This window comes from uncultured Paraglaciecola sp., from assembly GCF_943787955.1.
In the GTDB taxonomy this organism is placed as follows: domain Bacteria; phylum Pseudomonadota; class Gammaproteobacteria; order Enterobacterales; family Alteromonadaceae; genus Paraglaciecola.
Genome location: NZ_CALSOK010000004.1, coordinates 24,925 through 48,994, shown reverse-complemented (window position 1 = coordinate 48,994; position 24,070 = coordinate 24,925). Strand labels below are relative to the sequence as shown.

General features: G+C 39.4%; 18 protein-coding genes. 10 read left to right on the top strand and 8 right to left on the bottom strand.

Features of this window, described 5'->3' with window-relative positions; translation table 11 throughout:
• Positions 1–91 precede the first annotated feature (91 nt).
• From dnaJ to Q0Y52_RS04050, 3 genes are all read left to right on the top strand, one after another.
• Positions 92–1,228: a molecular chaperone DnaJ gene (gene dnaJ / locus Q0Y52_RS04060; RefSeq protein ID WP_297818355.1), complete on the top strand. Its 1,137-nt coding sequence runs from the start codon at positions 92–94 to the stop codon at positions 1,226–1,228.
• A gap of 508 nt (positions 1,229–1,736) precedes the next feature.
• Complete coding sequence (locus Q0Y52_RS04055; protein WP_297818351.1) at positions 1,737–3,572, top strand: carboxylesterase family protein; 1,836 nt, start codon at positions 1,737–1,739, stop codon at positions 3,570–3,572.
• A gap of 341 nt (positions 3,573–3,913) precedes the next feature.
• On the top strand, positions 3,914–4,189 hold the full coding sequence (locus tag Q0Y52_RS04050; protein ID WP_366939237.1) for a cysteine-rich CWC family protein: 276 nt from the start codon (positions 3,914–3,916) through the stop codon (positions 4,187–4,189).
• A gap of 169 nt (positions 4,190–4,358) precedes the next feature.
• Here the strand turns inward: Q0Y52_RS04050 and Q0Y52_RS04045 are convergent, their stop codons facing one another.
• The 4 genes from Q0Y52_RS04045 to dnaK all read right to left on the bottom strand — a co-directional run bounded on the left by Q0Y52_RS04045 (position 4,359) and on the right by dnaK (position 9,529).
• Entirely contained in the window at positions 4,359–4,682 is a 324-nt protein-coding gene (locus Q0Y52_RS04045) for a YdbL family protein (RefSeq protein WP_297818348.1), read from the bottom strand.
• 20 nt (positions 4,683–4,702) lie between these two features.
• Positions 4,703–4,861 (bottom strand): YnbE family lipoprotein, encoded by a 159-nt coding sequence (locus tag Q0Y52_RS04040; protein ID WP_297818576.1) that lies wholly within the window; start codon positions 4,859–4,861, stop codon positions 4,703–4,705.
• A gap of 20 nt (positions 4,862–4,881) precedes the next feature.
• Entirely contained in the window at positions 4,882–7,416 is a 2,535-nt protein-coding gene (locus tag Q0Y52_RS04035) for a YdbH domain-containing protein (RefSeq protein ID WP_297818346.1), read from the bottom strand.
• 205 nt (positions 7,417–7,621) lie between these two features.
• Positions 7,622–9,529, bottom strand: a complete 1,908-nt coding sequence (gene dnaK / locus Q0Y52_RS04030; protein ID WP_297818343.1) for a molecular chaperone DnaK — start codon at positions 9,527–9,529, stop codon at positions 7,622–7,624.
• 322 nt (positions 9,530–9,851) lie between these two features.
• On the opposite strand from dnaK, the gene Q0Y52_RS04025 reads away from it, so the two are divergent.
• Positions 9,852–10,634, top strand: a complete 783-nt coding sequence (locus Q0Y52_RS04025) for a Crp/Fnr family transcriptional regulator (RefSeq protein WP_297818341.1) — start codon at positions 9,852–9,854, stop codon at positions 10,632–10,634.
• Between the two features lie 163 nt (positions 10,635–10,797).
• Here Q0Y52_RS04025 and Q0Y52_RS04020 read toward each other — a convergent pair whose 3' ends face one another.
• Entirely contained in the window at positions 10,798–11,922 is a 1,125-nt protein-coding gene (locus Q0Y52_RS04020; RefSeq protein ID WP_297818339.1) for a patatin-like phospholipase family protein, read from the bottom strand.
• 439 nt (positions 11,923–12,361) lie between these two features.
• On the opposite strand from Q0Y52_RS04020, the gene Q0Y52_RS04015 reads away from it, so the two are divergent.
• Both Q0Y52_RS04015 and Q0Y52_RS04010 read left to right on the top strand, forming a co-directional pair.
• Positions 12,362–12,622 (top strand): hypothetical protein, encoded by a 261-nt coding sequence (locus tag Q0Y52_RS04015; protein ID WP_297818336.1) that lies wholly within the window; start codon positions 12,362–12,364, stop codon positions 12,620–12,622.
• A 127-nt stretch (positions 12,623–12,749) separates the two neighbouring features.
• Positions 12,750–13,906, top strand: a protein-coding gene (locus tag Q0Y52_RS04010) for an IS3 family transposase (protein ID WP_297817445.1) whose coding sequence is annotated in 2 segments (ribosomal slippage) — positions 12,750–12,996 and positions 12,996–13,906 — 1,158 coding nt in all. Because the reading frame shifts where the segments join, the coding sequence is not laid out codon by codon here.
• A 350-nt stretch (positions 13,907–14,256) separates the two neighbouring features.
• Here Q0Y52_RS04010 and Q0Y52_RS04005 read toward each other — a convergent pair.
• The 3 genes from Q0Y52_RS04005 to Q0Y52_RS03995 form a co-directional block, all read right to left on the bottom strand.
• Positions 14,257–14,754 (bottom strand): Hsp20/alpha crystallin family protein, encoded by a 498-nt coding sequence (locus Q0Y52_RS04005; RefSeq protein ID WP_297818333.1) that lies wholly within the window; start codon positions 14,752–14,754, stop codon positions 14,257–14,259.
• Positions 14,755–15,199: 445 nt separating this feature from the next.
• Positions 15,200–16,816: a PH domain-containing protein gene (locus Q0Y52_RS04000; RefSeq protein WP_297818331.1), complete on the bottom strand. Its 1,617-nt coding sequence runs from the start codon at positions 16,814–16,816 to the stop codon at positions 15,200–15,202.
• On the bottom strand, positions 16,809–17,351 hold the full coding sequence (locus Q0Y52_RS03995) for a PH domain-containing protein (RefSeq protein ID WP_297818329.1): 543 nt from the start codon (positions 17,349–17,351) through the stop codon (positions 16,809–16,811). The genes Q0Y52_RS04000 and Q0Y52_RS03995 overlap by 8 nt, the downstream gene beginning before the upstream one ends.
• Before the next feature lie 212 nt (positions 17,352–17,563).
• Here Q0Y52_RS03995 and dapB point away from each other — a divergent pair, with 212 nt between their 5' ends.
• The 4 genes from dapB (at position 17,564) to greA (ending at position 23,667) form a co-directional block, all read left to right on the top strand.
• Positions 17,564–18,367 (top strand): 4-hydroxy-tetrahydrodipicolinate reductase, encoded by an 804-nt coding sequence (gene dapB / locus Q0Y52_RS03990; protein WP_297818328.1) that lies wholly within the window; start codon positions 17,564–17,566, stop codon positions 18,365–18,367.
• Positions 18,368–18,664: 297 nt separating this feature from the next.
• Positions 18,665–19,810 (top strand): glutamine-hydrolyzing carbamoyl-phosphate synthase small subunit, encoded by a 1,146-nt coding sequence (gene carA / locus Q0Y52_RS03985; protein ID WP_297818326.1) that lies wholly within the window; start codon positions 18,665–18,667, stop codon positions 19,808–19,810.
• A gap of 62 nt (positions 19,811–19,872) precedes the next feature.
• Complete coding sequence (gene carB, locus Q0Y52_RS03980) at positions 19,873–23,097, top strand: carbamoyl-phosphate synthase large subunit (protein ID WP_297818323.1); 3,225 nt, start codon at positions 19,873–19,875, stop codon at positions 23,095–23,097.
• A 93-nt stretch (positions 23,098–23,190) separates the two neighbouring features.
• Entirely contained in the window at positions 23,191–23,667 is a 477-nt protein-coding gene (gene greA, locus Q0Y52_RS03975; RefSeq protein WP_297818320.1) for a transcription elongation factor GreA, read from the top strand.
• Positions 23,668–24,070 lie beyond the last annotated feature (403 nt).

The window sequence follows — 24,070 nt, the reverse complement described above, 5'->3', positions numbered from 1 at the left end:
ACTGCGCCTTGTTTTTATTAAGAATTTACAAAAAATAACGATGTTCGTTATTTAAAATAAGTAACTAAAGACCCCAGGGTAACAGATCGAGATGTCGAAGCGAGATTATTATGAAGTGTTGGGTGTGGACAAAAGTGCCACCGAACGCGAGATAAAAAAGGCTTATAAGCGCCTAGCGATGAAATACCACCCAGATAGAACTCAGGGTGATAAAGCTATGGAAGAAAAATTTAAAGAAGTGCAAGAAGCACACGAAATGCTAACCGACTCGCAAAAACGCGCGGCTTATGATCAATATGGTCATGCCGGTGTTGATCCTAATCGCGGCGGTGGCGGTCAAGGCGGAGACTTTGGCGATATCTTTGGTGATGTATTTGGCGATATCTTTGGTGGTGGACGTGGAGGCGGAGGTCGTCAATCTCGTGCTCGTCAGGGTTCTGACCTGCGTTATAATTTAGAGTTATCTCTTGAAGAAGCGGTAAAAGGAAAAAGCGTCGAAATTCGTGTGCCAACACTCGCTGGTTGTGAAAGTTGTGACGGTTCTGGTGCGAAAAAAGGCTCTAACCCAACTACTTGCCCTACGTGTCATGGTCAAGGCCAAGTGCAAATGCGCCAAGGTTTCTTTGCAGTTCAGCAAACCTGTCCGACTTGTTCTGGTAGAGGTAAAATTATCTCTGACCCTTGTAAACCTTGTCATGGCCAAGGGCGCGTCGAAAAAACAAAAACCTTATCGGTTAAAGTACCAGCCGGCGTTGATACAGGCGATAGAATTCGGTTAACGGGTGAAGGTGAAGCCGGTGAAATGGGCGCGCCAGCTGGTGATTTGTATGTACAAGTACATGTTCGTGATCACAAAATATTTACTCGTGAAGGTAACAACCTTTACTGTGAAGTACCCTTAAGTTTCACTCGTGCTGCGTTAGGCGGTGAGATTGAAGTTCCTACATTAGAAGGTAAGGTTAAACTTAAAATTACTGCTGAGACTCAAACGGGCAAGATGTTCCGCTTGCGTAATAAAGGTGTTAAGTCAGTTCGCAGTGGCAGTGTAGGAGACCTAATTTGTAAAGTGGTCATCGAAACACCCGTTAATTTAAGTGCCAGTCAAAAAGAACTCCTAAACCAATTGGAAAACTCTATGGGAACGGGAAAAGATACTGCTAAGAACCGTCCCAAAGAAAGTGGTTTTTTTGATGGTGTAAAAAAGTTTTTTGATGATTTAACCCATTAATCGATAGACGATTCTAATGTGTGAAGGCCGCTTAAAAGCGGTCTTTTTATGTATGATGCTTGGTATGGGTTGTTTAAATTATTCCACTAATTTATAAAGCTACTCTCATTTATCATCGCTTTAGATTAACCTTCAGAATGGTCAAGGTGTAAATGGGCAATAGTGGCATTACCTAGGTAGGGGCTTACCATTGAATTTCCAAATGCATGTATATAGCCAGCGTTGGTGAATTTAACGAAATTGAATAACCAAGAGGTTTGGTGTTCTTTTCACTTAACCGGCAATGGGTATAATCTTACATTCCCAGTTTAAATGAACAGGATTGAAACCAATTCTTAAATCAGAGTTTTCCAATATTTATGATATTTCAAAAAGCTTAATATCGCAGTTTTTACCTGTCGATTAGATTATATTGTCTATAAGGCTGTGATCAAATAAGCTGTTTCAATCGTATCATTCACGTGAAATTTGTATGGTCGTGGCATTGCAACAATAACAAGAATATATTATGAAACAGCTAATCGGCGTTTGTAGCGTCTTATTTATTATTATATCGCTATCATCTTATGGTTTCTTTGACGATTCAGAGCCTGAAATTGTTCGCCTTACAGAACACACCATAAACACCTCATCTGGGATCACCCAAGGCCAATCTTATGCCATTTCTGGGTCAGTAGTCAGTTGGTTTGATATTCCCTATGCACAGCCCCCTTTGGGCGACCTGCGCTGGCGGGCGCCGCGGCCTTTGAGTACACCTCAGAATATCATCGTCGACAAGCCTATTACATCTTGTGTTCAAAAAGCTTCTAATTATGGGGGGATTGCTGGTGATGGGATTGTGGGTAATGAAGATTGTTTGTATCTTGATATTCGTGCTCCGAAAGATTTTATAGATAAAAATTACCCGGTGATGGTTTGGATCCATGGGGGAGGCAATATCACTGGCCACAAGGATTACTACAATTATAGCAATTTAGTGGCTGAAAAAAATGTCATCGTGGTGGCGATCAACTACCGCCTTGGAGCTCTTGGTTGGTTTACTCATCCAGCTATTCAGGGCTTGCAAAATGGGCTCGATAAAAGCTCAAACTTTGGCAGCTTAGATATTATTGAGGCCTTAAAGTGGGTGCAAAGTAATATTACTGCGTTTGGCGGCAACCCGGATAATGTCACCATCTTTGGTGAATCTGCTGGCGCCCATAACGTTTACACCATGCTTGCAACGCCCTTGTCTAAGGGCTTGTTTCACAAAGCCATTGCACAGTCCGGTTACACAATAAGCAACAGCTTAGAGAATGCCTATGATCATCAGGATGAAAATGCCTATGTCACTCAGGGTTCATGGCGTGTGGTTGAAGAGCTGCTAGCCTCACAAGAGGTTCAGAGTCAGACGTTAAAAACGCCAGAGCAACTTCACACCATCCTTAAAAGTGTCAGTGCAGCCTCTTTAATAACACTATATTCTGATAAACCCGGTGTTATTAATTATCAACCACTAACGACTAATGACGGTATTGTTATTCCCAAAGAGGGCTTGGCAAGCGCTTTAGGTAATCCCCTTTATGCAAAACAAGTCCCTATCATATCCGGAGCGAACAAAGACGAGGTCACCCTTTGGTTGGGGTTGCATCGCTATTTTATGAGTACTCGCTATCTATTTACTAAGTGGTTGCCACCCATTGTGTCGATCAAAGATCCTCAACTCTTTAACTTTTGGGTGCGGGTGCGCTCACAGGCTTGGAAAGCGCGTGGGGTCGATGAGCCCCTGGATGCCCTAGAGCGGGCAGGTTATAAAAACCTTTTTGCCTATCGTTTTGATTGGGATCATCAGGCTACTTCCTTTTTTATTGATTTTCCCAATATCCTTGGCGCTGCACATGGCACCGATATTTCATTTGTCAGTGGTGATTATAAGTACGGCCCCATTACCAGCTACATCTACCCAGAAGGGGAAGCGCGCGAGCAAATGAACCGAACATTTATGAATGTTTGGGGTGATTTTGCAGCAACAGGAACGCCAGATTTGTCTCTTGGATTTGATTGGGAAGGTTACACAAGCACCAAAAAAGCCTATGTGCGCCTCGACAAAGACGAGTTACTCGCCTTAGGTTTTGAATTAGAGACATTAACTAGCGTGCTGGCTAAGATTGCCGCCAACACTCATGCTGCTCCAATTGAACAATGCTTAATGGTCTGGGAGACCCTCGTTAATGTCGGTGACCGAGATATACCCCGCTACCAATCATGGAACAATAGCCAGTGTGTGGACTTTGATGCCCGCAAAGCTCAGGAAATTATAGCCATAGATCTAATAGAGGAATTTGGCAGCACATCGGTGATTTAAACGCTTTTTTAATACGCGTATTTTTGGGGCATTTTTGAGCTATGTTTGGTAAAGCCTTGCTTAGCGTCTTTGCCTCCTGAGAACGGCTCTATTATTAATTGTTGGTAAACATCAGTTATTCACAATCTGCCAGGATAATGTCAGCCTTGAGGTCTTGGAATTACTTTTAATTATCCTAGTGATAATCATCGCATGTATCGTTATATTATATTCAGCGGTCAAATTTTCAACGGCTAATGGTCGAACTACTAACTCATCCATAGGACTTTGCATGTCATCCTCAATAGATGAACCCATAATTTAGTTATTATGAAAGCGCTTATCATGGATGTCCTGTTTACTTGCATCTTTACATTTACATAATTAATTTTATTGAGTCAGTCTTGAGTTTAGAAAAAAGTACCACTCCTAACCGTTGTCCTTTGTGTGGCGAAAATAATTTTTGCGGTAACCTATCACCCAGTGAAAAAGGTGCAGCTTGTTGGTGTATGGATAGCGCAATAACGTTTCCCGATAGTTTGTTATGCCAAGTCCTTAATGCAGATAAAGATAAAAAATGTATATGTAAAGCTTGTGCCCAGAGCCATAATTTGGATAGCGATAACTCAAGTCAATAGACAGGAGAACTTTTTCCTTTGTTTCTTTGACCTAGCTCGGGCACCTTACTTTAAGTATCTTTTAAACTCTTTCAGTGGTCACTTTTCCCTATGAAGTGATATAACCGTTGAGTGTTTTAGGTATCAATATAAAGTTTGTTTACTTGCGCTTAATCTTACTCTACTAAAACTACTTTTTAACCCATTGGTTACCTACCCACAAATAATGTCCCGTACTGGTTTTGTCATATGCTTTTTTAGCGGCCAACTTTTCTACTTGCTGCAAGGTAATACCATTTTTAGCTGCGAGTTCGACGTATACTGCTTTTCGCTTAGCATTGATATCAGCGACTAAGCCTTGTGCATCTTTTTGGGCAATGACTACTCCTAAGTAGCCGTTGTCTTTTTCGCCCACTAGACCTTTATCTTTGGCTTCATCTAAACCTATTGCAAAAGCAATACTGCTAAAAAGCAAACTGACAATAGTAAGGGATGTAAATATTCTGTTTTTCATGAGGTTGTTCCTAAATTGGCTTAAAACAAGTTACTATCATCACTAAATACATCATCAAGCTCTTTATCCACTTTGACTCGAATTTCATGATCAATTTTCACATTAATATTGATTGTAATTGGCTCCTTGGTTTCGACTTGAACTTTATGTGTACAAGCAAATAGGACCCCCGTCGCCATAAGCACCAAACATGTTATTTTCACTTTTCACCTCCTTGGGTTATTTTCTGTTCAATTTTATTTTCTACTGATTTAACGAATCGTACCGATTCTAGTAAAGCAAATATATTTTCCTGATGGCTATAGTTAAAATTGACACTCTGTTTTTTAACAGGGTTGTTACCTCGAAGGGCGAAATCAAAAAACACCCAGCCATCTGGAGTGAACTTCACTTTGCTTTCGAGCTTGGTGAAGTCAAGATTTTCTAATAACACTAATTGTGGCTGTTGCACTTTAACGGAATCAAAGGATGGATTGTCTACTATAGTCAACTTTCCTCCCGATAGACTCGACACCCAGCCATCTTCAATCCTTACACCTTGTTTGCTCATAATAAACGGCATATCACCATTAACACGGCCAGTAATTTTGATCCCAGGTTGCTGTTGCAAGGCTATAAGCTCAGCTAAATCAATATTCTGGATATTGATATTAAACTGCTGCTCTCGTCTGTCTAACCATAAGTGACCCAATGAAAATTGACCATTAAATATTTCGCCTTCCATTTGTGTCAGCCAAAACTCGCTGCCTTTTGCAATCACGTTCGCTTTAAGTTGTTCAATCGCCACCCCCACATTAATTGAATCAATGTGAAGAGTAGATTCGGCTAACTGAAGTCCTGCTGAATTATAAGTGAGTGGCGTTTGATACGTCATATTATTAATTAGGTAGTCTTGATACTTAACAGATACCCCTTGAAAGTCTGCCTTACCTTGTGCGAAAAACTTTTCATCTTTTAGTGGCAAGGTAAATTCAATACTGGCTGTAAGTTTACCTTCTTTGACCACCAGTGCATTTTCAAACTGTGAAATAGTGCTTTGTAAGTCAACGATGTTTTGTTTTGCTATTTGTAGTGTTGCATGCGTTTGTTGCTGTTCAAGTGAAACCAAAAACCCATGTTCTAAGTGGATTTTATGCTCACTAGAAATACTCATATTCGATAAACTTACCTGACCAGTATGAGTCACATCAATGGGCATAAAATTGATATTATGTGCAGACAAGTTTGTGACACTCGAATCTCCCGAAAAAATCAGAGTTTCAAGTTCTTTTATATTTATATCTATGTGACTGCTAATATTCTGGATCCCAAAATTAGGGTGATCCAGCTGGGAAAGTTGGTTATCGATACTCAATTGCACATCATTAAAGTTAGTAACTAAAAGAGAAAAAAAGCTACTTGTTTTTGCAAGTTCAACAACGCCTACCTGTATAACTGAGCTATGAATTGTGCCCTTGATTTCATGTTTATTCACGCTAAGATCTATGAAAGAAAATTCACTTGTTAGGTCGCTAATAAGCAATGCGTCCATTTTCAAATCAGATATTACTAGTTGATTATTATCATCGATGATTTTCCAACTAAATGGCTGTTGAATATTTGGTGTATTCAATGTCGACATCTCCGCAGAAAATAAACCATTGCCTTGGAAGTCCAGCATGCCGGCCGTTAATTTTTTAGCCTTGATAGGCTGTTTAAGTGAGATGTTATAGTTAAATGCAAGTTCACCTATTGTTTTAAAGTTAAGTTCATTGAGAACGATGCTGCGATTGGGGTTTCGTTTATCTACAATGTGTAAGCTCGGCAGGTTAATTTGAGTTTTATCTATCGCCACTTTATGCTCAAAGATTAAAGACAGCTGAGGTAAATCATCTTCTGCAAAATAGTCTCGCAATAATGGACAATGATCGATTGATACATGACTTGAAAGTTGGCTTAAATCCAAACCGATATTCAGAGTGCTAACTTCTATGTCAACTAACACATTTCCATCAATAACAGCATCAATGGGACACTTTGATACATAAATACGGCTGTCTATATTAAAGCTATTATCTGCGCTAAGCATTTTACCATCAAAGATTAAGTGGGTTTTTATTTTGATTTCATCTAAGGCAACATCTCTGAATAAATCAGCATTTTTTGTGACCAAGTTTTCCGCTCGAGGTACCCACTTCGTAAGATCCGCAACACTCCATACTAAACTGCCAATTATAGTGTTTTGAAGTATTTTGACGCTAGCATTTACATCTCCACTGATATGAAACTCGTTATTATCAATAGTGTTAACACTTAAATATAAGGGCTTAAGTAATTCAGAAGAGTGAATTTGAAGACTTGAGATAATTATTTTTGGTAAAAAGTCTGGTAATTTTATCTGATTTGTTTGATTTTCCCTTGAGTGCTTTTTATCAACTTGATGATTAGTTGCATGGTGTCTAACGTTTATCCGTTTGATCCTTAAAATGTTGGGCCAGGGTTGCCATATGGCTTCACGAACCAAAATCTCGCCTGTTGGAAGGGTAATGCAGGCTTGTTTAACTTTGATGTTAAGTTGCCAATTCATTGAGAAATCGAGGCACGAAATATTCAAACCCTGTTGTTCAGCAAGGTATTCTATGCTGTTAATGGCAATTGGGCGTCGGAAAAAAAATACTGCAGCCAGCACAGTGACAAACAACAAAATGACTATCGATTTTCTACCAGAGCGCTTTTTCCAAGACAAAGGTATCATTACTTTCCTTAAGTTGATTGCATAGCCACTGCACCTCAGGCGATATAATTAAATGATAGTTTAGATTGAGGGAATAAAACTCTGTGACTCTAAATGTTTTTCTATGAACAGGTTTATACTAAACAATAACCCCCCTTAATAAGGATTATTAAGGGGGGTTACACCTAGATTAGAACAATATGCTTAAACATAAATCATTGAATGATTAACCGTTGCTGACGTCTTCAAAATCTGCATCAATCACATCATCGTTAGCACTATCACTTGTAGCGGTGTTTTCCTGCTGCCCTGCTTTAGATTGCGCCTTTTGCTGTGATTGCTCGGCTTGCATGATATGACTGTAAGCATCTTGTAACGCTTTTTGTCGCATTTCAATCGCGTTTTTATCATCGCCATTAACCGCCATTTTAAGTTGCTCAATTAAGTTTTTAAGCTCTGTTTGTTGTGTATCAGTCAAGCTTGTCATTGATGTTTCAACAGTATGAATTAATTGATCTGCTTGATTACGTTGCTCAACTAGCTCACGCTTTAGTTTGTCTTGCGTGGCGTGTTGCTCTGCATCTTGAACCAAACGATTAATTTCATCTTCTGTTAAACCACTTGACGCGGTAATTTCAATGCTTTGTTCCTTGCCGGTTGATTTGTCTTTGGCTGATACCTTTAAGATACCATTCACATCAATATCAAAGGTGACTTCCACTTGTACCGAACCTCTTGGGCCTTGCTTAATATCCGTTAAGTTAAATTGACCTAATGATTTATTATCTGTCGCCATTTCACGTTGGCCTTGTAATACATGCACGGTTACCGCTGCTTGGTTATCTTCGGCCGTTGAAAACGTTTCCGATGCCCGTGATGGTATAGTGGTGTTTTTTTCAATCAGTTTAGTCATAATGCCACCTAAGGTTTCAATCCCCAGTGACAATGGGGTGACGTCAAGTAATAACACATCATTCACTGCCCCTGATAACACACCTGATTGAATCGCTGCTCCCATAGCTACTGCTTCATCTGGGTTGACATCTTTACGAGGCTCTTTTCCAAAGAAGGTTTTAACCGCTTCTTGTACTTTTGGCATACGTGTTTGACCACCCACCAAAATGACTTCGCTGATATCCCCTTTGCTTAAACCCGCATCTTTTAATGCTAGCTCGCAGGGTGTGATAGTATTTTTAATCAAATCATTCACTAATGATTCTAATTTAGCTCGGGTTACTTTTACATTCAAGTGTTTAGGGCCACTGGCATCAGCCGTAATGTAAGGTAAATTCACCTCAATTTGCATAGTAGATGACAATTCAATTTTCGCTTTTTCAGCCGCTTCTTTAATGCGCTGTAAGGCTAACGAATCTTGGTGTACATCAATGCCACTGTCTTTTTTAAATTCATCTGCAAGGTAGTTAATTAGGCATAAATCAAAATCTTCACCACCTAAAAAGGTATCGCCGTTAGTGGCTAATACTTCAAATTGTTTTTCACCGCCTTCATTAGAGATTTCAATAATCGATACATCAAAGGTACCACCACCTAAATCGTAAACGACTACTTTTTGGTCGGCTTTTTTATTTTTGTCAACGCCATACGCCAAGGCTGCTGCAGTCGGCTCGTTTATAATACGTTTGACGTTCAGCCCAGCAATTTTACCTGCATCTTTGGTTGCTTGACGCTGCGAATCATTGAAATAGGCAGGCACAGTAATGACCGCCTCTGTTACTGGATGACCCAAATAAGCCTCAGCATCTTTTTTTAGTTTACGTAATATTTGTGCTGACACTTCTTGTGGCGACAACTTTTTACCATTGATTTCAACCCAGGCATCACCGTTGTCTGCTTTTACAATTTTATAAGGGGCTAACTTGATGTCTTTTTGTACTTCTTTGTCATCAAATTTGCGGCCAATTAAGCGCTTTATCGCAAATAAGGTATTGTTAGAGTTGGTAATTGCTTGTCTTTTTGCTGGTTGCCCCACTAAGGTTTCATTGTTTGCATAAGCCACAATCGAGGGAGTAGTGCGACTACCTTCTGCATTTTCAATGATTTTTGATTTACCATTTTCCATAACGGCTACACATGAGTTTGTTGTACCTAAATCAATTCCAATAATCTTAGTCATAATAATCACCTATCATTTAATATAAACATCTAATGCTTAATGGCAGTCACCCAATAAGCAGTTTGACTGAATAAACAACCTTGAATAAACCCAATAATACGTTTGGTTTAATCTTAGCTATTTGGTTAGTGGGGCAATCATACGTAGGGCTAAAAAATGCTTCTGTCACAAATATGACAGAACAAATGAAATAGTTTTTAAAATAAAAAAAACAATAAATTAGCATCGTGTTCTGAAGAAAATACGGATTAGCTTTTGCTTAATAAACATAACTAAGTAGAATAAAATTACTCATTTCATTACCGCTAAGGTAATTTTACTTATGTGTCAATATGGTAGTCATGTGCCTCAACAAGCCAACCTAGTGTTAGTAAAACAAGCGAATATTTTTGCTGACTTACCGGCAAAATCAATCGAAGATTTTCAACAAGAGTTTCAACTCGATGAATGGCACAAAGGCGATTATATAAATGCAGACATATTAACCAAACGTTTTTTTGTGGTGATGGCAGGGCAATTGGAAATCAAACAATCTAACCCTGAGACGGGCCGAGAAGCCACCTTAGATATGTTTTATGCTGGCGATTGTTTTGATTTAATGGTGCTGTTTGATGACCAACCTCATGATGTGATTATTTCACCTTTAACCACAGTCAAATTACTTTCAGTTAAACTCACTACTATGCGCAATTGGTTATGGACCTATCCTACTTTTAACCAACAATTTATGCCTTATTTAGCCAAAAAGATGCGCGAAAAAGAACAACAAACAAGCAGTTTAGTTTTGCATAATGTCACCACACGTTTAAGCCGTATTATTTTGGAACATATTAATAAAATCAAGTTTTATACCGGCGCTAAAGAGGAAGAGCATCAACATCATTTAGTCAATGGATTAACTGATGAAACCTTGGCTAGGATGACGGGTTCAGTAAGACAAGTGGTGAATCAACAATTACAGCAGTGGAAAAAACAAGGCGTCGTTGATAAAAAACGCAATCAAATGATTATCAAAGATTTAGAGGCGTTAGAAAAAGAAGCGAAATATACGCATTCCTTGCCTAATGTTTCGTTTTTGCCTTCTCAACCACAGAATAAAACTTGATTTGGGTTTGTCAGAATTCAATCTGATATTTTCAACAAAGCGTGATAAGTTGAATTTAGCCATTAGCAGATGTTACAAGTGCAAACGCACTGACCTGTTGATTTCAAACACTCAGCCTAATTTAGTCTATTTATGACTCTGAAGTAGCCCGCAAAGTAGAGTGTTAAGTCATTACCATAAACTGCTTAATCTCATCAATCTGTGTCATCGCATCTTGATATCCAATATCAATTAATGCTTTGCAATAGGCCTTTTCAAACAATACGTAACTTGCCAAACTGCCGCCACTGCCTTTTTTATTAGCACCCACTATAGATAATAAAAAACGCATGGATTTTGGTAAGTGCACTTCATATTCAGCAGCCAAGACATCAAATTTCACGCTCGGTTCGATTACTAATATATCAATCGGTCGTACCCCAATCTGTTTTTGTTGTTGCTCTGAAATACATGCTGATATGCGATTGAAACGCTCTAAAATAGATAGGTCTTCATCCATTGCGTCAATAAAAGCACTGTTCAGCATATTACCAAAAACTTGCGCAATGGAAGGTGAATGCTCAGTATGTAAACGCTCAATACCCGTAATATTGCCACTAACACCAATCACCATAATCTTGTCAGCTCCCATTTTCAATGGCACACTCAATGGCGCTGATTGGCGCACTGCACCATCACCAAAATATTCACGATTAATGCGTACTGAAGGAAAAACTGCGGGAATAGCAGTTGATGCCATTAAGTGTTTAAGCTGCAATTCAGCTCTCAGTCCCAAGCGTCGGGTTTTACTCCATGTCTTGATAGATGAGTGGCCTTGAAAAAACGCAATGTTTTGACCTGAGGTATAACCTAAGGCGTTGATGCTTAGTGCATGCAAATGGTCTTTGGCAATCATAGTATTGAGGCGGCTCATATTGATACTTCGTTTTAACAAATAAGCCAGTGGTCGATTGTCAAAAAGACTTAACGGCTTATCATTGGCAATACCACTATGGAAGAATGAAGCGAATATTTTGATCATACTTTTAAAAACCGTAAAGTAATCAACTTGGTGTATACGCGCGGAGGTGAGGTTGCCCCAAATATCTTCTAGCCCAATAACCGCTTGGTGAAAATTATCGGCTTCAGTTGCAATTTTCGCAGCGTTAATTGCACCTGCAGAGGTGCCACATATTATTTGAAACGGATTATGCTCAGTTTTGGGAACTATTTCAGCAAGCGCTTTTAGCACACCGACTTGATATGCAGCGCGTGCACCACCACCTGAGAGTACTAAAGCTGTTTTCATAGAACCCACACTAGTCGTTCAGTTCTTTTATATATATCGATCATTTTCGCAAAAATATAATGGTTAATTGTATTTTGCTTGAATTTCAAAGATGGCGGTCTGGCAGCACAGGTTACTTATAAAAGTGTTCGGGTTGCTTTGTGTGACCATCATCATTTCTTAATACAGTTTTTAAATTTGCAAACAAAGTCACAAATTTAGCGTTTTTTATCGGTGTTTTCAGCATTGTCTATTTTGGTTTACTTTCGCTCCCGCAGCAGCCAATAAGTGGGGTTAAATCTATGTATCCAAACACTACAGTCGTATGTGCTTATAACAAAAACATCATGATGGGATTTTACTCGCTGAGAAAACGCTCCTAAAATACCCATATGTTAGTGTTATGTGTAAGTATAGACTTTAAAATTAATGCGTGTTTTTTGAACGATAGAGAATAATTATGTTAAATCCAAAATTGATAGTTATCTTCAGCGGTCTATTTTTAATTATTGTCGGAGTTGGACTTATTGCAGTCCAATTCTATTTTCAGGTATCAGCTCCTGAGATTGCTTTCCCACAAAGAGGAGCCAATCTAGAAGCGGCCGGTGTCAAAGCAAGTGTTTCTACTACCTACGTAGGACTTATCCTTGTAGTAGTTGGCGCATTCCTTGAAATGGTAGGTTATATTTTCGGAAAATCTGCGAATGATAAAAATATATAACAATGCGGTCAACGAACGCCTAATGGATAAAGTACAGCGCACTTTATCCATTACCTGGGCATTATGTTGTGGTTGAATTAACCGGACACTTCAATAAAGGATTATAATCCTGTTAATTGAGGTGAATATGACTAAACGAACAAATAAACATTATCCCGCAGAATTTAAACAAGAAGCGGTCGCTCTGGTAATAGAGCAAGACTATCCAATCGTACAAGCTGCTGCATCTTTAGGTGTGACAGACAAACTACTTTACAACTGGGTAGCTAAGCATAAGAAACAGGCACTAGGTGATGCATTATCTGGTGATGAACGGGCAGAGTTAATTCAGCTCAGGAAAGATAGTAAACGTCTACAAATGGAGCGTGAAATCCTAAAAAAGGCCAGTGCCTTCTTCGCGAAAGAAATGAAGTAAGATATTCTTTTATAAGTGAGCTTGATGCGAAGTATCCGGTGTCAGTTGCTTGTAAAGTGATGGAAGTGAGTTCGTCAGCATACTACGCATGGCTAAAAAAACCTGGTGAACTCATTAGCGCTCAAACGCTAAGACTGTATCGACGAGCCAAAGCATTATTCAAGGCAAGTCGAAACAGTTTAGGCAGCAGAGAGCTTGCTAAAGCACTACGCAAAGAAGGCTTTGAAATAACGCGGTATCGCGCCATTAAGTTAATGGAACGGCTTAAATTAGTTGTGACTCAGCGAATAGCTTATAAAGTGACAACCAAGCGCAAACACAGTGATGCTGTGGCTGACAACTTGCTAAATATGAATTTCAATCCTGTTGGACCCAATCAAATTTGGGCGGGTGATGTGTCCTATTTAAAGACTGGTGAGGGCTGGTTATATCTAGCAATTGTCATGGATTTGTACTCACGCCGTATTGTGGGCTGGCATATATCAAAACGCATGACGCGTGATTTGGTCGAGCAAGCGCTGACAAAGGCTCATAATTTACGCAAGCCAGGCAAAGGTTTGGTGTTTCACAGTGACAGAGGCTCTCAGTACACGAGTAAAGGCTTTAGAAATCTACTGTCGCGATTAGAGTGTCGAGCTAGTATGGGGGATGTTGGAGCTTGCTGGGATAATGCTGTTGTGGAGCGCTTCTTTGGAAGTTTAAAGCATGATTGGTTGTTTAAAGTACCGCAGACCACTCGAACACATATGCGAGAAGATGTCGCTAGGTACATGAAATATTATAATGTTGAGCGACTACATTCAGCTAATTTGGATCAATCGCCAATTGAATTTGAAAACTCCTTTAGAAAAGTGTCCGGTTGGACTTGACCAGAACATTATATGTAAAAAATCAATGACGGATAAAGCAGCTAGCAAGAATGAAAAGCAGGACGTATAAAAGTCGCAAGGTTTTGCCTCAGATTTTAGCAAGGTATTATCAGCCCTTTGATGAAGCGTTACGCATTTCGACAAGTATGGAGTAGTCAAATGAATGAGATCACCCATTTTATATCGTGTATTGAAAACGAAACCAGGAAATCGGATTCAATTATTTTGTTATCCCTTTTTGAAAAAGTATCAGGATATAAGACTGATAGAACAGATATAAGCGTCAAGATATGACGCCTTTATTCGTTAAAGTAAGGTAATAACTGACTTGTCTGTAGACAATGTCCTACTTACTCGTTAATTGAAATCTTGCGCTGAAGCTGTTGGGCTTTTTCGGATTTTGGCATAGTAATATCCAATACGCCTTTCTTAAATACGGCCTTGATTTTATCTTCTTCAACACTTTTTGGCAGTGAGAAACTTCGTTTGAAATAACCATAACTGCGCTCCATCATATGATAATTACCTTCCTTGTGTTCTTCCTTCTGGGTTTTCTTTTCACCACTTAGCGTCAAGATCCCATCCGATAAGTCAAGATTGATATCGCCCAGTTCAAGGCCTGGTAACTCCGCTGATAACTTATAGGACTTATCGTCCTCAATAATATCAACTTTTGGGTGTAAACTAAGCTCAGTCGATTCCATATTGCCAAGGGTTGGCCGCATAAATGGCCAATGGTTGGTAAATTTATCAAAAAAATCATCAATATTAGGGAAGTGCGAGCTTAAGGGGGCAATACTCTTGCCTTTCCCATTGTTTGGCTGTTTGGTGACGGAAACATTTGTCATGATGTTAATCCTCTTAAATGCTTAATGAATGTTTAGGTTTCTACTTGTCTTCATATATTGTTACCACGGCAAGTGCTGAATTTTTAAACCATTCGAAGTGCAACTGTATTGATCTTGATCAAATGAACTTGTAATACTTTTTTTGAGTTTTCATCGATCTAAAATGACACCCATCTTATTCTTTAATTCTGATTTTCTGGTCAATTTTCTGTGGTGCTCCTTTTTGAACTAGGAGTATCACAGTGCAAGATGTATGCTCATGTTATTAAAGGGTAAACACACTTAGCTTTGCGACGCGGCAACCAGATCTATTTTACCCTGTTAGATTCAAGAGACAGTTGGCGTAATCATTTCACTAGTAACCACCAAGAGGGAACAGGGCTTGGTGTGTATATCTGCTAGTGAAAATTCTGACCAGTAAAGTTTGATGATTTGCTGTGACGCATCACATCCAGGACTTGTGGACTGACTCCACTTTATAGAGGCCTTCGTTGATCAATTGATAGGCTAACTTTTCAGTAATCATAGGCACTTTATGTGAGCCGGATGCCAGCACAAATTTCACAGTAGCCAATTGTCGCTTCTTCATAAGTAAATTTTGTTTAAATTGGGTTTGCTGTAATTTATAGGTTGGAAAGCAATAATAGTCGATGCCAATTAGCCCTTTCCTCAGGTAGACAAAATTTTGATCTCGTGCAACTCCCCAGCGTTTCCAACGTATAACAACTAGACCACAGAGGCATAAAAATAACGCACAAATGAAAGTTGATATCATAAACTTTCCATCCATGACTGCAGGTATGATTGTTATCAACCATAATGGCATGAGGATAAATAGAATATTTCGTAAAATAAAACGTTTGCTAATGGATTCAAACCCGTTGTTGCAGACTAATGCCTCTAGTGCATTGTTGGGGTAGGCATCGTCTATTAGTGCTTGGCATTCATGAGGTTTAATGGATGGCACAATAATTTTACTGCTGGTCGCCGACAAATTGTGATTTTTACCAAAGGAATTGCTTTGCTCAAACTGCAAGTTAATGCGCTGAAGTAGCACGTCTAGCCAGTCTTGTTTTTGTATTATCATTTGCAAACGACTTAACCCCATACTGACTTCATGTTTAGTGAACAGTCCGCTGCGCCTAATGTATTTATCATCCAGTTTACTGAGGGTGTAACCGTAAAAGTTTATAATCGCCCCTATTACAGAAAAGCCCACCAACACAAACATGACTAACATAGTCAGTGATAATGCATACAAAACCACTTCGAGTAACGAGTGTGTTTGTAGGCTAAATAGTTTTGTTAAATCAATTTCTAAGGTTGTTAACCAGTCACCAACTGTGTCGAAAATATTGTCATAAAATGGGGCAAGTCCTCCCAGTAAAATCCAAACTCTATTGCTGGTAATGCCATGGATCACTAAGTCAGATAACTTTCTTGTATTGAGCATCGTTTCTTTGGTCGATGAACTGTCTTGTGAATGACCAAGCTGTTCTTTCGAATTAGTGGGGGTGTTTTCTTGATTGATATCTTCTGTATTATTTTGAACTTGACTCTGAATACGTTTTTTTAGCTGCTGGGCAAAATCTAATTTGATTGCTACTAATTTCGCTTCGTTTTTAGCTGAGCCTGCGGTATCCAACTGCAAACATGCATGTCCTGTTAAACGATAATAAATAGGTTGTTCTATTTTGACATTTTGCACGCGGGAAAATGGCAGGTTTAAATATTTCTTACTGAATATTCCAGAGCGTATTTCGATATTGTCGGTTGTTAATCGGTAGCGATAAACTTTAAAGCTGACAAAGGCGAAAAGTGTTAACAATGAAAACGCTACTAAAATGAGGGGTAACCATATAAAAGGATGCTCGATTATACTCTTATAACTGAACGCTAATGCTGGGATCAAATAGATCAGATTACCAAATAGATGTTTAAATATGCTTGCCGTAAAATATAAAATAGCAATAGGCGATAAAACTTGCCAATCGTCAATGGTTTCTGATGTCTGTGCAGAATTTGAGCTATCAGTGGTAGATGAAGAAGGCCGTTTATCCATGTTCAATCACATCTTTATGCTGCAGTATATATTGCCGAAGTTGTTGGGCTGTTTCTACAAGTAAACCAGGGATTTGAAAGGTGTGCATCTCACCTCCTGCACTGAATACTTGCAAAGTGGCCAAACCTACTTTTCGTTCGATAGGACCCCGTTTTAGTTCAATATGTTGAATGCGGGTAATAGGCTGACTGACTACCTTCCGAAAAAATAGGCCACTTGTATAATGTAAATCTAATGCTCTAAGGCTATAGGATTTGACTAGATCGCGTGCATAACTTAACCATGTAAACAAAAAGCCTAATACAGCGGCAATCCAAATGAAGAAGGGTAATGAATTGAGTAACCCTTCTGGTAAACCGACAAAAGGCTGAAAATACAGCACCATGCCAAGCACACAAACAAACAGAATAAAGCCTAAATTAATGAGACGATTTAACGGTGCATATTGCTCAGATAGTGATTGTGCATCTAGGGTCAATATTGTCGGTAACTGTTCAATAGAGATGGTTGGGTTAGTGAAATTGTTTTCTAGCATGGCATTCCAAAAAAGAGTGTTAACGATGAAGAACTTTGTGATTTTATATATTTATTCTATCTGACTTTACACGTAAGTGCTTTATTGGTTCGGGGCCCTTATGCGAAGGTGAGGTTAGTTATACAAAAAAATTACCTTTGACGTTACTGCATCAATTACATAATTCAGGCACACTCTCACTATAATTTATCAATAAAACATGTTTTATCACTATGAGTAACATTGCTATTTTTGGTGCCAATGGCCGTATGGGAAGAATCCTGATTGATGCCATCGAACAAAGTGCGGATGACAATTTGACTGCCGCTGCCGTTAGAGCCAGTTCTTCCTTTGTAGGAGTTGATGTAGGTGATCTCGCAGGGATAGGTAAAAAGGGCTTGTTGATATGCGATAACTTGTATTCATATATTAAACAAATAGAGGTACTGATTGATTTCACCTTACCTGATGCACTTACTGAAAATTTGGCTTTTTGTGTAGCACACAATAAACCTATGATAATCGGCACAACGGGATTAAATACTAAACAAAAGGCTGCGTTAGATTCTGCTGCCAATCATATTCCTATTGTTTTTGCTGCTAACTATAGTGTGGGGGTAAACCTGATGCTGAATTTAGTCAGAAAAGCGGCTGCAGTGATGGCAGGCTCTGCTGACATTGAGATTCTGGAAGCTCATCATCGATTTAAAAAAGATGCTCCTTCGGGCACCGCGATGGCAATTGGGCAGGCAATTGCCGATGAAATTGGTCGGGATTTGTCTAAGTGTGCAGTGTACGGCCGAGAAGGTGAAACAGGTGAGCGAGATCATCAAACTATAGGTTTCGCTACCGTAAGGGCAGGCGATGTTGTAGGCGAACACACTGCATTATTTGCCGATATAGGTGAAAGGTTAGAAATAACTCACAAGGCATCAAGTCGATTAACGTTTGCCAAAGGAGCCGTCAAAGCGGCGAGTTGGATCATCGGCAAATCACCAGGTTTATACGACATGGAAGACGTTTTAGGTTTCAAATAACAGTATTCAATAATTTGTGAACAGCTGTTTTTAGCCCTTATGTATTAAAAGTATAGCTAAACGCTTATTTATACATTTTTTTAATTGTGAATAGACCTGAATCAACCTTGTATGTATAATATTCCGGATTTGCCAAAATTTAGTGAAGTCGTTCATATTTTACTTTTCATAATGTGAAAATTGACTAAATATTTATTTAAATCAATTGTTTATGTGAATATCTATGGGCTCTGCTAATTTGTCTGAAAAGTTGGAGTCCTAGGTTAAAATCTTTTAATAACTAACCTGGAGGTTGATTTGGCTAATTCTGCCCTTTTAGTACTTGAAGATGGTTCTATCTTTAAAGGTACTGCTTTTGGTGCTTCTGGTGTGTCGGTGGGTGAGGTAGTGTTTAATACCTCTATGACAGGTTATCAGGAAATCCTTACTGACCCGTCTTATGCAGAACAAATAGTCACTCTCACTTACCCACATATTGGTAATACGGGTATAAATCTTGAAGACTGTGAATCACATAAAATTTGGGCCAAAGGCCTAATTATCCGCGACTTGCCTCTTCTTGTAAGTAATTTTCGTAGTGAACAGAGCTTGTCTGAATACTTGGAAGAAAATAACATTCTTGGGATTGCGGACATTGATACTCGCAGGTTAACTCGGATATTACGCGACAAAGGTGCGCAAAATGGTTGCATCATTGCTAGCAATACACTTGACAATATACCATTAGATGAAACCCTAGCCTTAGCTAAAGCACAGGCTTTTGCAGGTATAAAAGGCATGGATTTAGCTAAAGAAGTAACTTGTTCTGAAGCTTACGAATGGTCTGAAGGGAGTTGGGTGCTAGGTGAGGGATACCAAACCACTATAGATAACCCTGCTTTTCATGTTGTTGCCTATGATTTTGGTGTGAAACGCAATATTTTACGCATGTTAGCCGACCGTGGCTGCAAACTCACTGTAGTGCCTGCCAAAACGACTGCTGAAGAAGTCCTCGCGTTAAAACCTGATGGAGTGTTTTTGTCAAATGGACCGGGCGATCCTGAACCTTGTGGTTACGCCATTTCCGCCATTAAACAACTGTTAGTTACCAATATTCCAATTTTTGGAATTTGTTTAGGTCATCAACTTCTTGCGATAGCCAGTGGTGCAAAAACTGAAAAAATGAAGTTTGGTCATCATGGTGCTAACCATCCCGTCAAGGATATTAAAGGTGAGCGAGTAATGATCACCAGTCAAAACCATGGGTTTGCGGTAGATGAAAGTAATTTGCCTGATACTTTAGAGGTGACCCATGTGTCATTATTTGATAAATCTTTACAAGGTATTCATCGTACAGACAAACCTGCTTTTAGTTTTCAAGGTCATCCAGAAGCAAGCCCAGGGCCAAATGACGCAGCACCGTTATTCGATCATTTTATAGATTTGATGCAGCAGAGCGAATAAACCTGCATCATCTAAAAAAACGCATCTTTTAAAGTACAAGAATTAGTAGAGTAATTAGTGACATGCCAAAACGTACCGACATAAAAAGCATCTTGATATTAGGCGCTGGCCCAATTGTAATAGGCCAAGCTTGTGAATTCGACTATTCAGGCGCACAAGCCTGTAAAGCATTGCGCGAAGAAGGTTACCGCGTGATCTTGGTTAACTCAAATCCAGCCACTATCATGACAGATCCTGAAATGGCTGATGCTACCTACATTGAGCCTATCCACTGGGAAGTGGTAAGGAAAATCATCGAAAAAGAACGCCCTGATGCAGTATTACCGACTATGGGTGGACAAACCGCTTTAAACTGTGCGCTTGATTTAAACAAATATGGTGTGCTTCAAGAGTTTGGTGTTGAAATGATTGGTGCTACGGCAGATGCAATAGATAAAGCTGAAGACCGGGAACGTTTTGATAAAGCCATGAAATCTATTGGTCTAGCGTGTCCCCATGCAGAAATTGCACATACTATTGAACAAGCATTAGACGTTAGTAAACGCATTGGTTTTCCTTGTATTATTCGCCCCTCTTTTACTATGGGCGGTTCTGGTGGTGGTATTGCCTACAACAAACAAGAATTTGAAGAGATATGTGTTCGGGGATTAGATTTATCGCCTACCAGCGAATTGTTAATTGACGAGTCATTAATTGGCTGGAAAGAGTATGAAATGGAAGTGGTCAGAGACAAAGCTGACAACGTTATTATTGTTTGTACCATCGAAAATATTGATCCTATGGGCGTGCATACAGGCGATTCTATTACCGTGGCTCCAGCACAAACCTTGACGGATAAAGAATTTCAAATTATGCGTAATGCTGCCATAGCGGTTTTACGTGAGATTGGTGTGGAAACTGGCGGTTCAAACGTTCAATTTGGTGTGGATCCAGAAACAGGCCGTTTAGTCGTCATTGAGATGAATCCAAGAGTATCTCGTTCTTCTGCTTTGGCATCAAAAGCGACAGGTTTTCCTATTGCGAAAGTCGCGGCTAAATTAGCCATAGGTTACACCTTGGATGAATTAGCTAATGATATCACGGGGGGATTAACCCCAGCTTCGTTCGAACCTACTATTGATTATGTAGTGACTAAAATACCGCGATTTAACTTTGAAAAATTTGCTGGTGCCAATGACCGTTTAACCACACAAATGAAATCTGTGGGTGAGGTAATGGCTATTGGGCGTAACTTACAAGAGTCATTACAAAAAGCGTTACGTGGATTAGAGGTAGGTGTTAAGGGGCTAGACTCTATTATCGATGTTACTGCTCCAAAGGCAAAAACCACCATCATCCGTGAATTGCGTGAGCCGGGTGCTGAGCGTATTTGGTACATTGCTGATGCCATTCGTATGGGCATGTCGGTGGATGAAATATTCGAATTAACCAATATCGACAGATGGTACTTGGTGCAGATTGAAGAATTAATTATCCTTGAACAACAGCTCCACGAGTCAGGTTTATCTTCAATCGACGAAGATTTGATGAAAATACTCAAACGCAAAGGTTTTGCTGATTCTAGAATTGCTGAATTAACCGGTGTAGATGAGTCGGATGTGCGTGATATTCGCCGCGGTTTTGATATTCATCCTGTTTACAAACGGGTCGATACTTGTGCGGCTGAATTCTCTTCTGATACCGCTTATATGTATTCCACTTATGACGAAGAGTGTGAGGCTAACCCAACCGATAATGATAAAATCATGGTGTTGGGTGGTGGTCCAAACCGCATTGGGCAGGGAATTGAATTTGATTATTGTTGTGTTCATGCAGCGTTGGCATTGCGTGAAGATGGTTATGAAACCATTATGGTCAACTGTAACCCAGAAACTGTTTCTACCGATTACGACACCTCGGATCGTTTGTATTTCGAATCAGTGACTTTAGAAGACGTATTAGAAATTGTACGTATCGAAAAACCAAAAGGCGTGATTGTTCAATATGGTGGGCAAACGCCCCTTAAATTAGCACGGGAATTAGAAGCCGCTGGTGTGCCCATCATTGGCACCTCACCAGATGCAATAGATAAAGCAGAAGACCGCGAACGTTTCCAAAAAATGGTTAATAAACTTAACCTGAAGCAGCCAGCTAATGCAACAGTAAGGAATATGGAACAAGCCATCGTTGCTGCTGACAAAATAGGATTCCCATTGGTTGTGCGCCCTTCTTATGTTCTAGGTGGTCGTGCTATGGAAATTGTTTACGATATTAACGACCTTAAACGGTATTTAAACAACGCAGTAAAAGTTTCCAATGACTCACCTGTATTGTTAGACCGCTTCTTAGACGATGCTATCGAAGTCGATGTAGATGCTATTTGCGACGGCAAAGACGTCGTCATTGGTGGCATTATGGAGCATATCGAACAAGCCGGCGTTCACTCCGGTGACTCGGCCTGTTCATTACCTGCTTATTCTTTAAGCTCAGAAGTTCAAGATGTCATGCGTCAGCAAGTGAAATCCATGGCGTTGGAGCTGGGTGTGATAGGTTTGATGAATACCCAATTTGCTGTGAAAGATGGTCAAGTGTATTTAATTGAAGTAAATCCTCGTGCTGCACGAACCGTCCCCTTTGTATCAAAAGCCACGGGTATGGCGCTGGCTAAAATTGGTGCAAGAGTCATGGCCGGTCAGTCACTTGTGTCACAAGGTATTACCAAAGAAATCATTCCTCCGTATTTCTCGGTTAAAGAAGTCGTACTACCTTTTGCTAAGTTCCAAGGTGTTGATCCATTATTGGGGCCAGAAATGCGTTCAACAGGTGAAGTGATGGGCGTAGGTGATAGTTTCGAAGAAGCCTATGCAAAAGCAAACTTAGGTGCCAGTCAACCAATTCCTGTTGGTGGTAAAGCCTTGTTATCTGTTCGTCTAAACGATAAGAATCGGGTAATAGAATTAGGCCAAGCTATGCTTTCCAAAGGTTTCACTATAGAGGCGACGAAAGGTACAGCCACGGTATTAAATAATGCTGGTGTTAAATGTTCCATGGTGAATAAACTCAGCGAAGGTCGTCCAAATATTGTAGATGCCATTAAAAATGGTGAATACTGCTATATTGTTAATACGACCGAAGGGCGTCAAGCGATTGATGACTCTGTATATATTCGTAAAGAAGCATTGTTAAATAAAGTGGCTTACACCACGACTATGAACGCTGCATTCGCAACGGTTAATGCCAATAAAGCTGACGATAGAGCACGAGTCACATCGGTTCAGGATTTACACATGCGTATCCAAGCATCATAATCAAAATAAGGACTGAATATTAACTGGTTGAAAATAGATATTTAGCCCTTATTGATAAATTTACACACAACAAAAAATAAGAGAGTTGTTGATATGACCCTATATCCAATGACAGCTAAGGGAGCAGAATTGCTCCGTGAAGAGTTGAAATATTTAAAATCGGTAAAAAGACCGCAAATTGTTAAGTCTATTGCTGAAGCAAGAGAGCATGGAGACCTGAAAGAAAACGCTGAGTATCATGCTGCGCGTGAACAACAAAGTTTTTGTGAAGGGCGTTTGCAAGATATTGAAGGTAAGTTGTCCAATATTCAAATTATTGATGTCACTAAAATGACTAATAATGGGAAAGTTATTTTTGGTACCACAGTGACTATTATTAATGTGAAAACCGATGAAGAAATCACTTACCGGATAGTGGGTCAGGATGAAGCTGATATCAAGAATAACTTAATTTCAGTGGGCTCGCCTATAGCTAGGGGGTTGATTGGTAAGTCTGTAGACGATATCGCTAATATTCAAACGCCTAAAGGTATGATTGAATTTGAGATAATTGCAGTGGAATACATTTAGACAAGCATTTTAGTCTAAAAGTCAGTAAGAGCCCCTTTGGTTGATTGGCGTTTGTATTCTAAATCTTTCCTTTAAGATTACGGGTATCTATCAACAGCTGCCTTATTTATTTCAACAATTGACATCACCCTGTGTGTATACTTTTGATGTTTCTTTAATCAAATCATTGATATTAGGAATGATGAAAATTTCTTCTGATATTTTTTGTATTATATTAGTCTTCAACATTATCCCCATGATATTTAGGCTGTCAGTATTTCTATGCGCCGGCCGTGATAGTTTAGATATATTCTTGGTATTCCTAAATAGTGGCAATCGTATCAATGATAAAAAAATAGTTGCGTATTGTTCAACAGGTTCCATCGCGGGTGTATCAAAACTATTTACTTGACCTTTAATGACC

Excerpts from the sequence above, each read along its gene's own strand:
- Q0Y52_RS04025 (WP_297818341.1), top strand. The coding sequence starts at position 9,852 with ATGTGTCAATATGGTAGTCATGTGCCTCAACAAGCCAACCTAGTGTTA.
- Q0Y52_RS04035 (WP_297818346.1), bottom strand. The coding sequence starts at position 7,416 with ATGATACCTTTGTCTTGGAAAAAGCGCTCTGGTAGAAAATCGATAGTC.
- dnaJ (WP_297818355.1), top strand. The coding sequence starts at position 92 with ATGTCGAAGCGAGATTATTATGAAGTGTTGGGTGTGGACAAAAGTGCC.
- Q0Y52_RS04000 (WP_297818331.1), bottom strand. The coding sequence starts at position 16,816 with ATGGATAAACGGCCTTCTTCATCTACCACTGATAGCTCAAATTCTGCA.
- Q0Y52_RS03995 (WP_297818329.1), bottom strand. The coding sequence starts at position 17,351 with ATGCTAGAAAACAATTTCACTAACCCAACCATCTCTATTGAACAGTTA.
- dapB (WP_297818328.1), top strand. The coding sequence starts at position 17,564 with ATGAGTAACATTGCTATTTTTGGTGCCAATGGCCGTATGGGAAGAATC.
- carB (WP_297818323.1), top strand. The coding sequence starts at position 19,873 with ATGCCAAAACGTACCGACATAAAAAGCATCTTGATATTAGGCGCTGGC.
- Q0Y52_RS04055 (WP_297818351.1), top strand. The coding sequence starts at position 1,737 with ATGAAACAGCTAATCGGCGTTTGTAGCGTCTTATTTATTATTATATCG.
- Q0Y52_RS04040 (WP_297818576.1), bottom strand. The coding sequence starts at position 4,861 with ATGGCGACGGGGGTCCTATTTGCTTGTACACATAAAGTTCAAGTCGAA.
- Q0Y52_RS04005 (WP_297818333.1), bottom strand. The coding sequence starts at position 14,754 with ATGACAAATGTTTCCGTCACCAAACAGCCAAACAATGGGAAAGGCAAG.
- Q0Y52_RS04020 (WP_297818339.1), bottom strand. The coding sequence starts at position 11,922 with ATGAAAACAGCTTTAGTACTCTCAGGTGGTGGTGCACGCGCTGCATAT.
- Q0Y52_RS04015 (WP_297818336.1), top strand. The coding sequence starts at position 12,362 with ATGTTAAATCCAAAATTGATAGTTATCTTCAGCGGTCTATTTTTAATT.
- Q0Y52_RS04045 (WP_297818348.1), bottom strand. The coding sequence starts at position 4,682 with ATGAAAAACAGAATATTTACATCCCTTACTATTGTCAGTTTGCTTTTT.
- dnaK (WP_297818343.1), bottom strand. The coding sequence starts at position 9,529 with ATGACTAAGATTATTGGAATTGATTTAGGTACAACAAACTCATGTGTA.
- greA (WP_297818320.1), top strand. The coding sequence starts at position 23,191 with ATGACCCTATATCCAATGACAGCTAAGGGAGCAGAATTGCTCCGTGAA.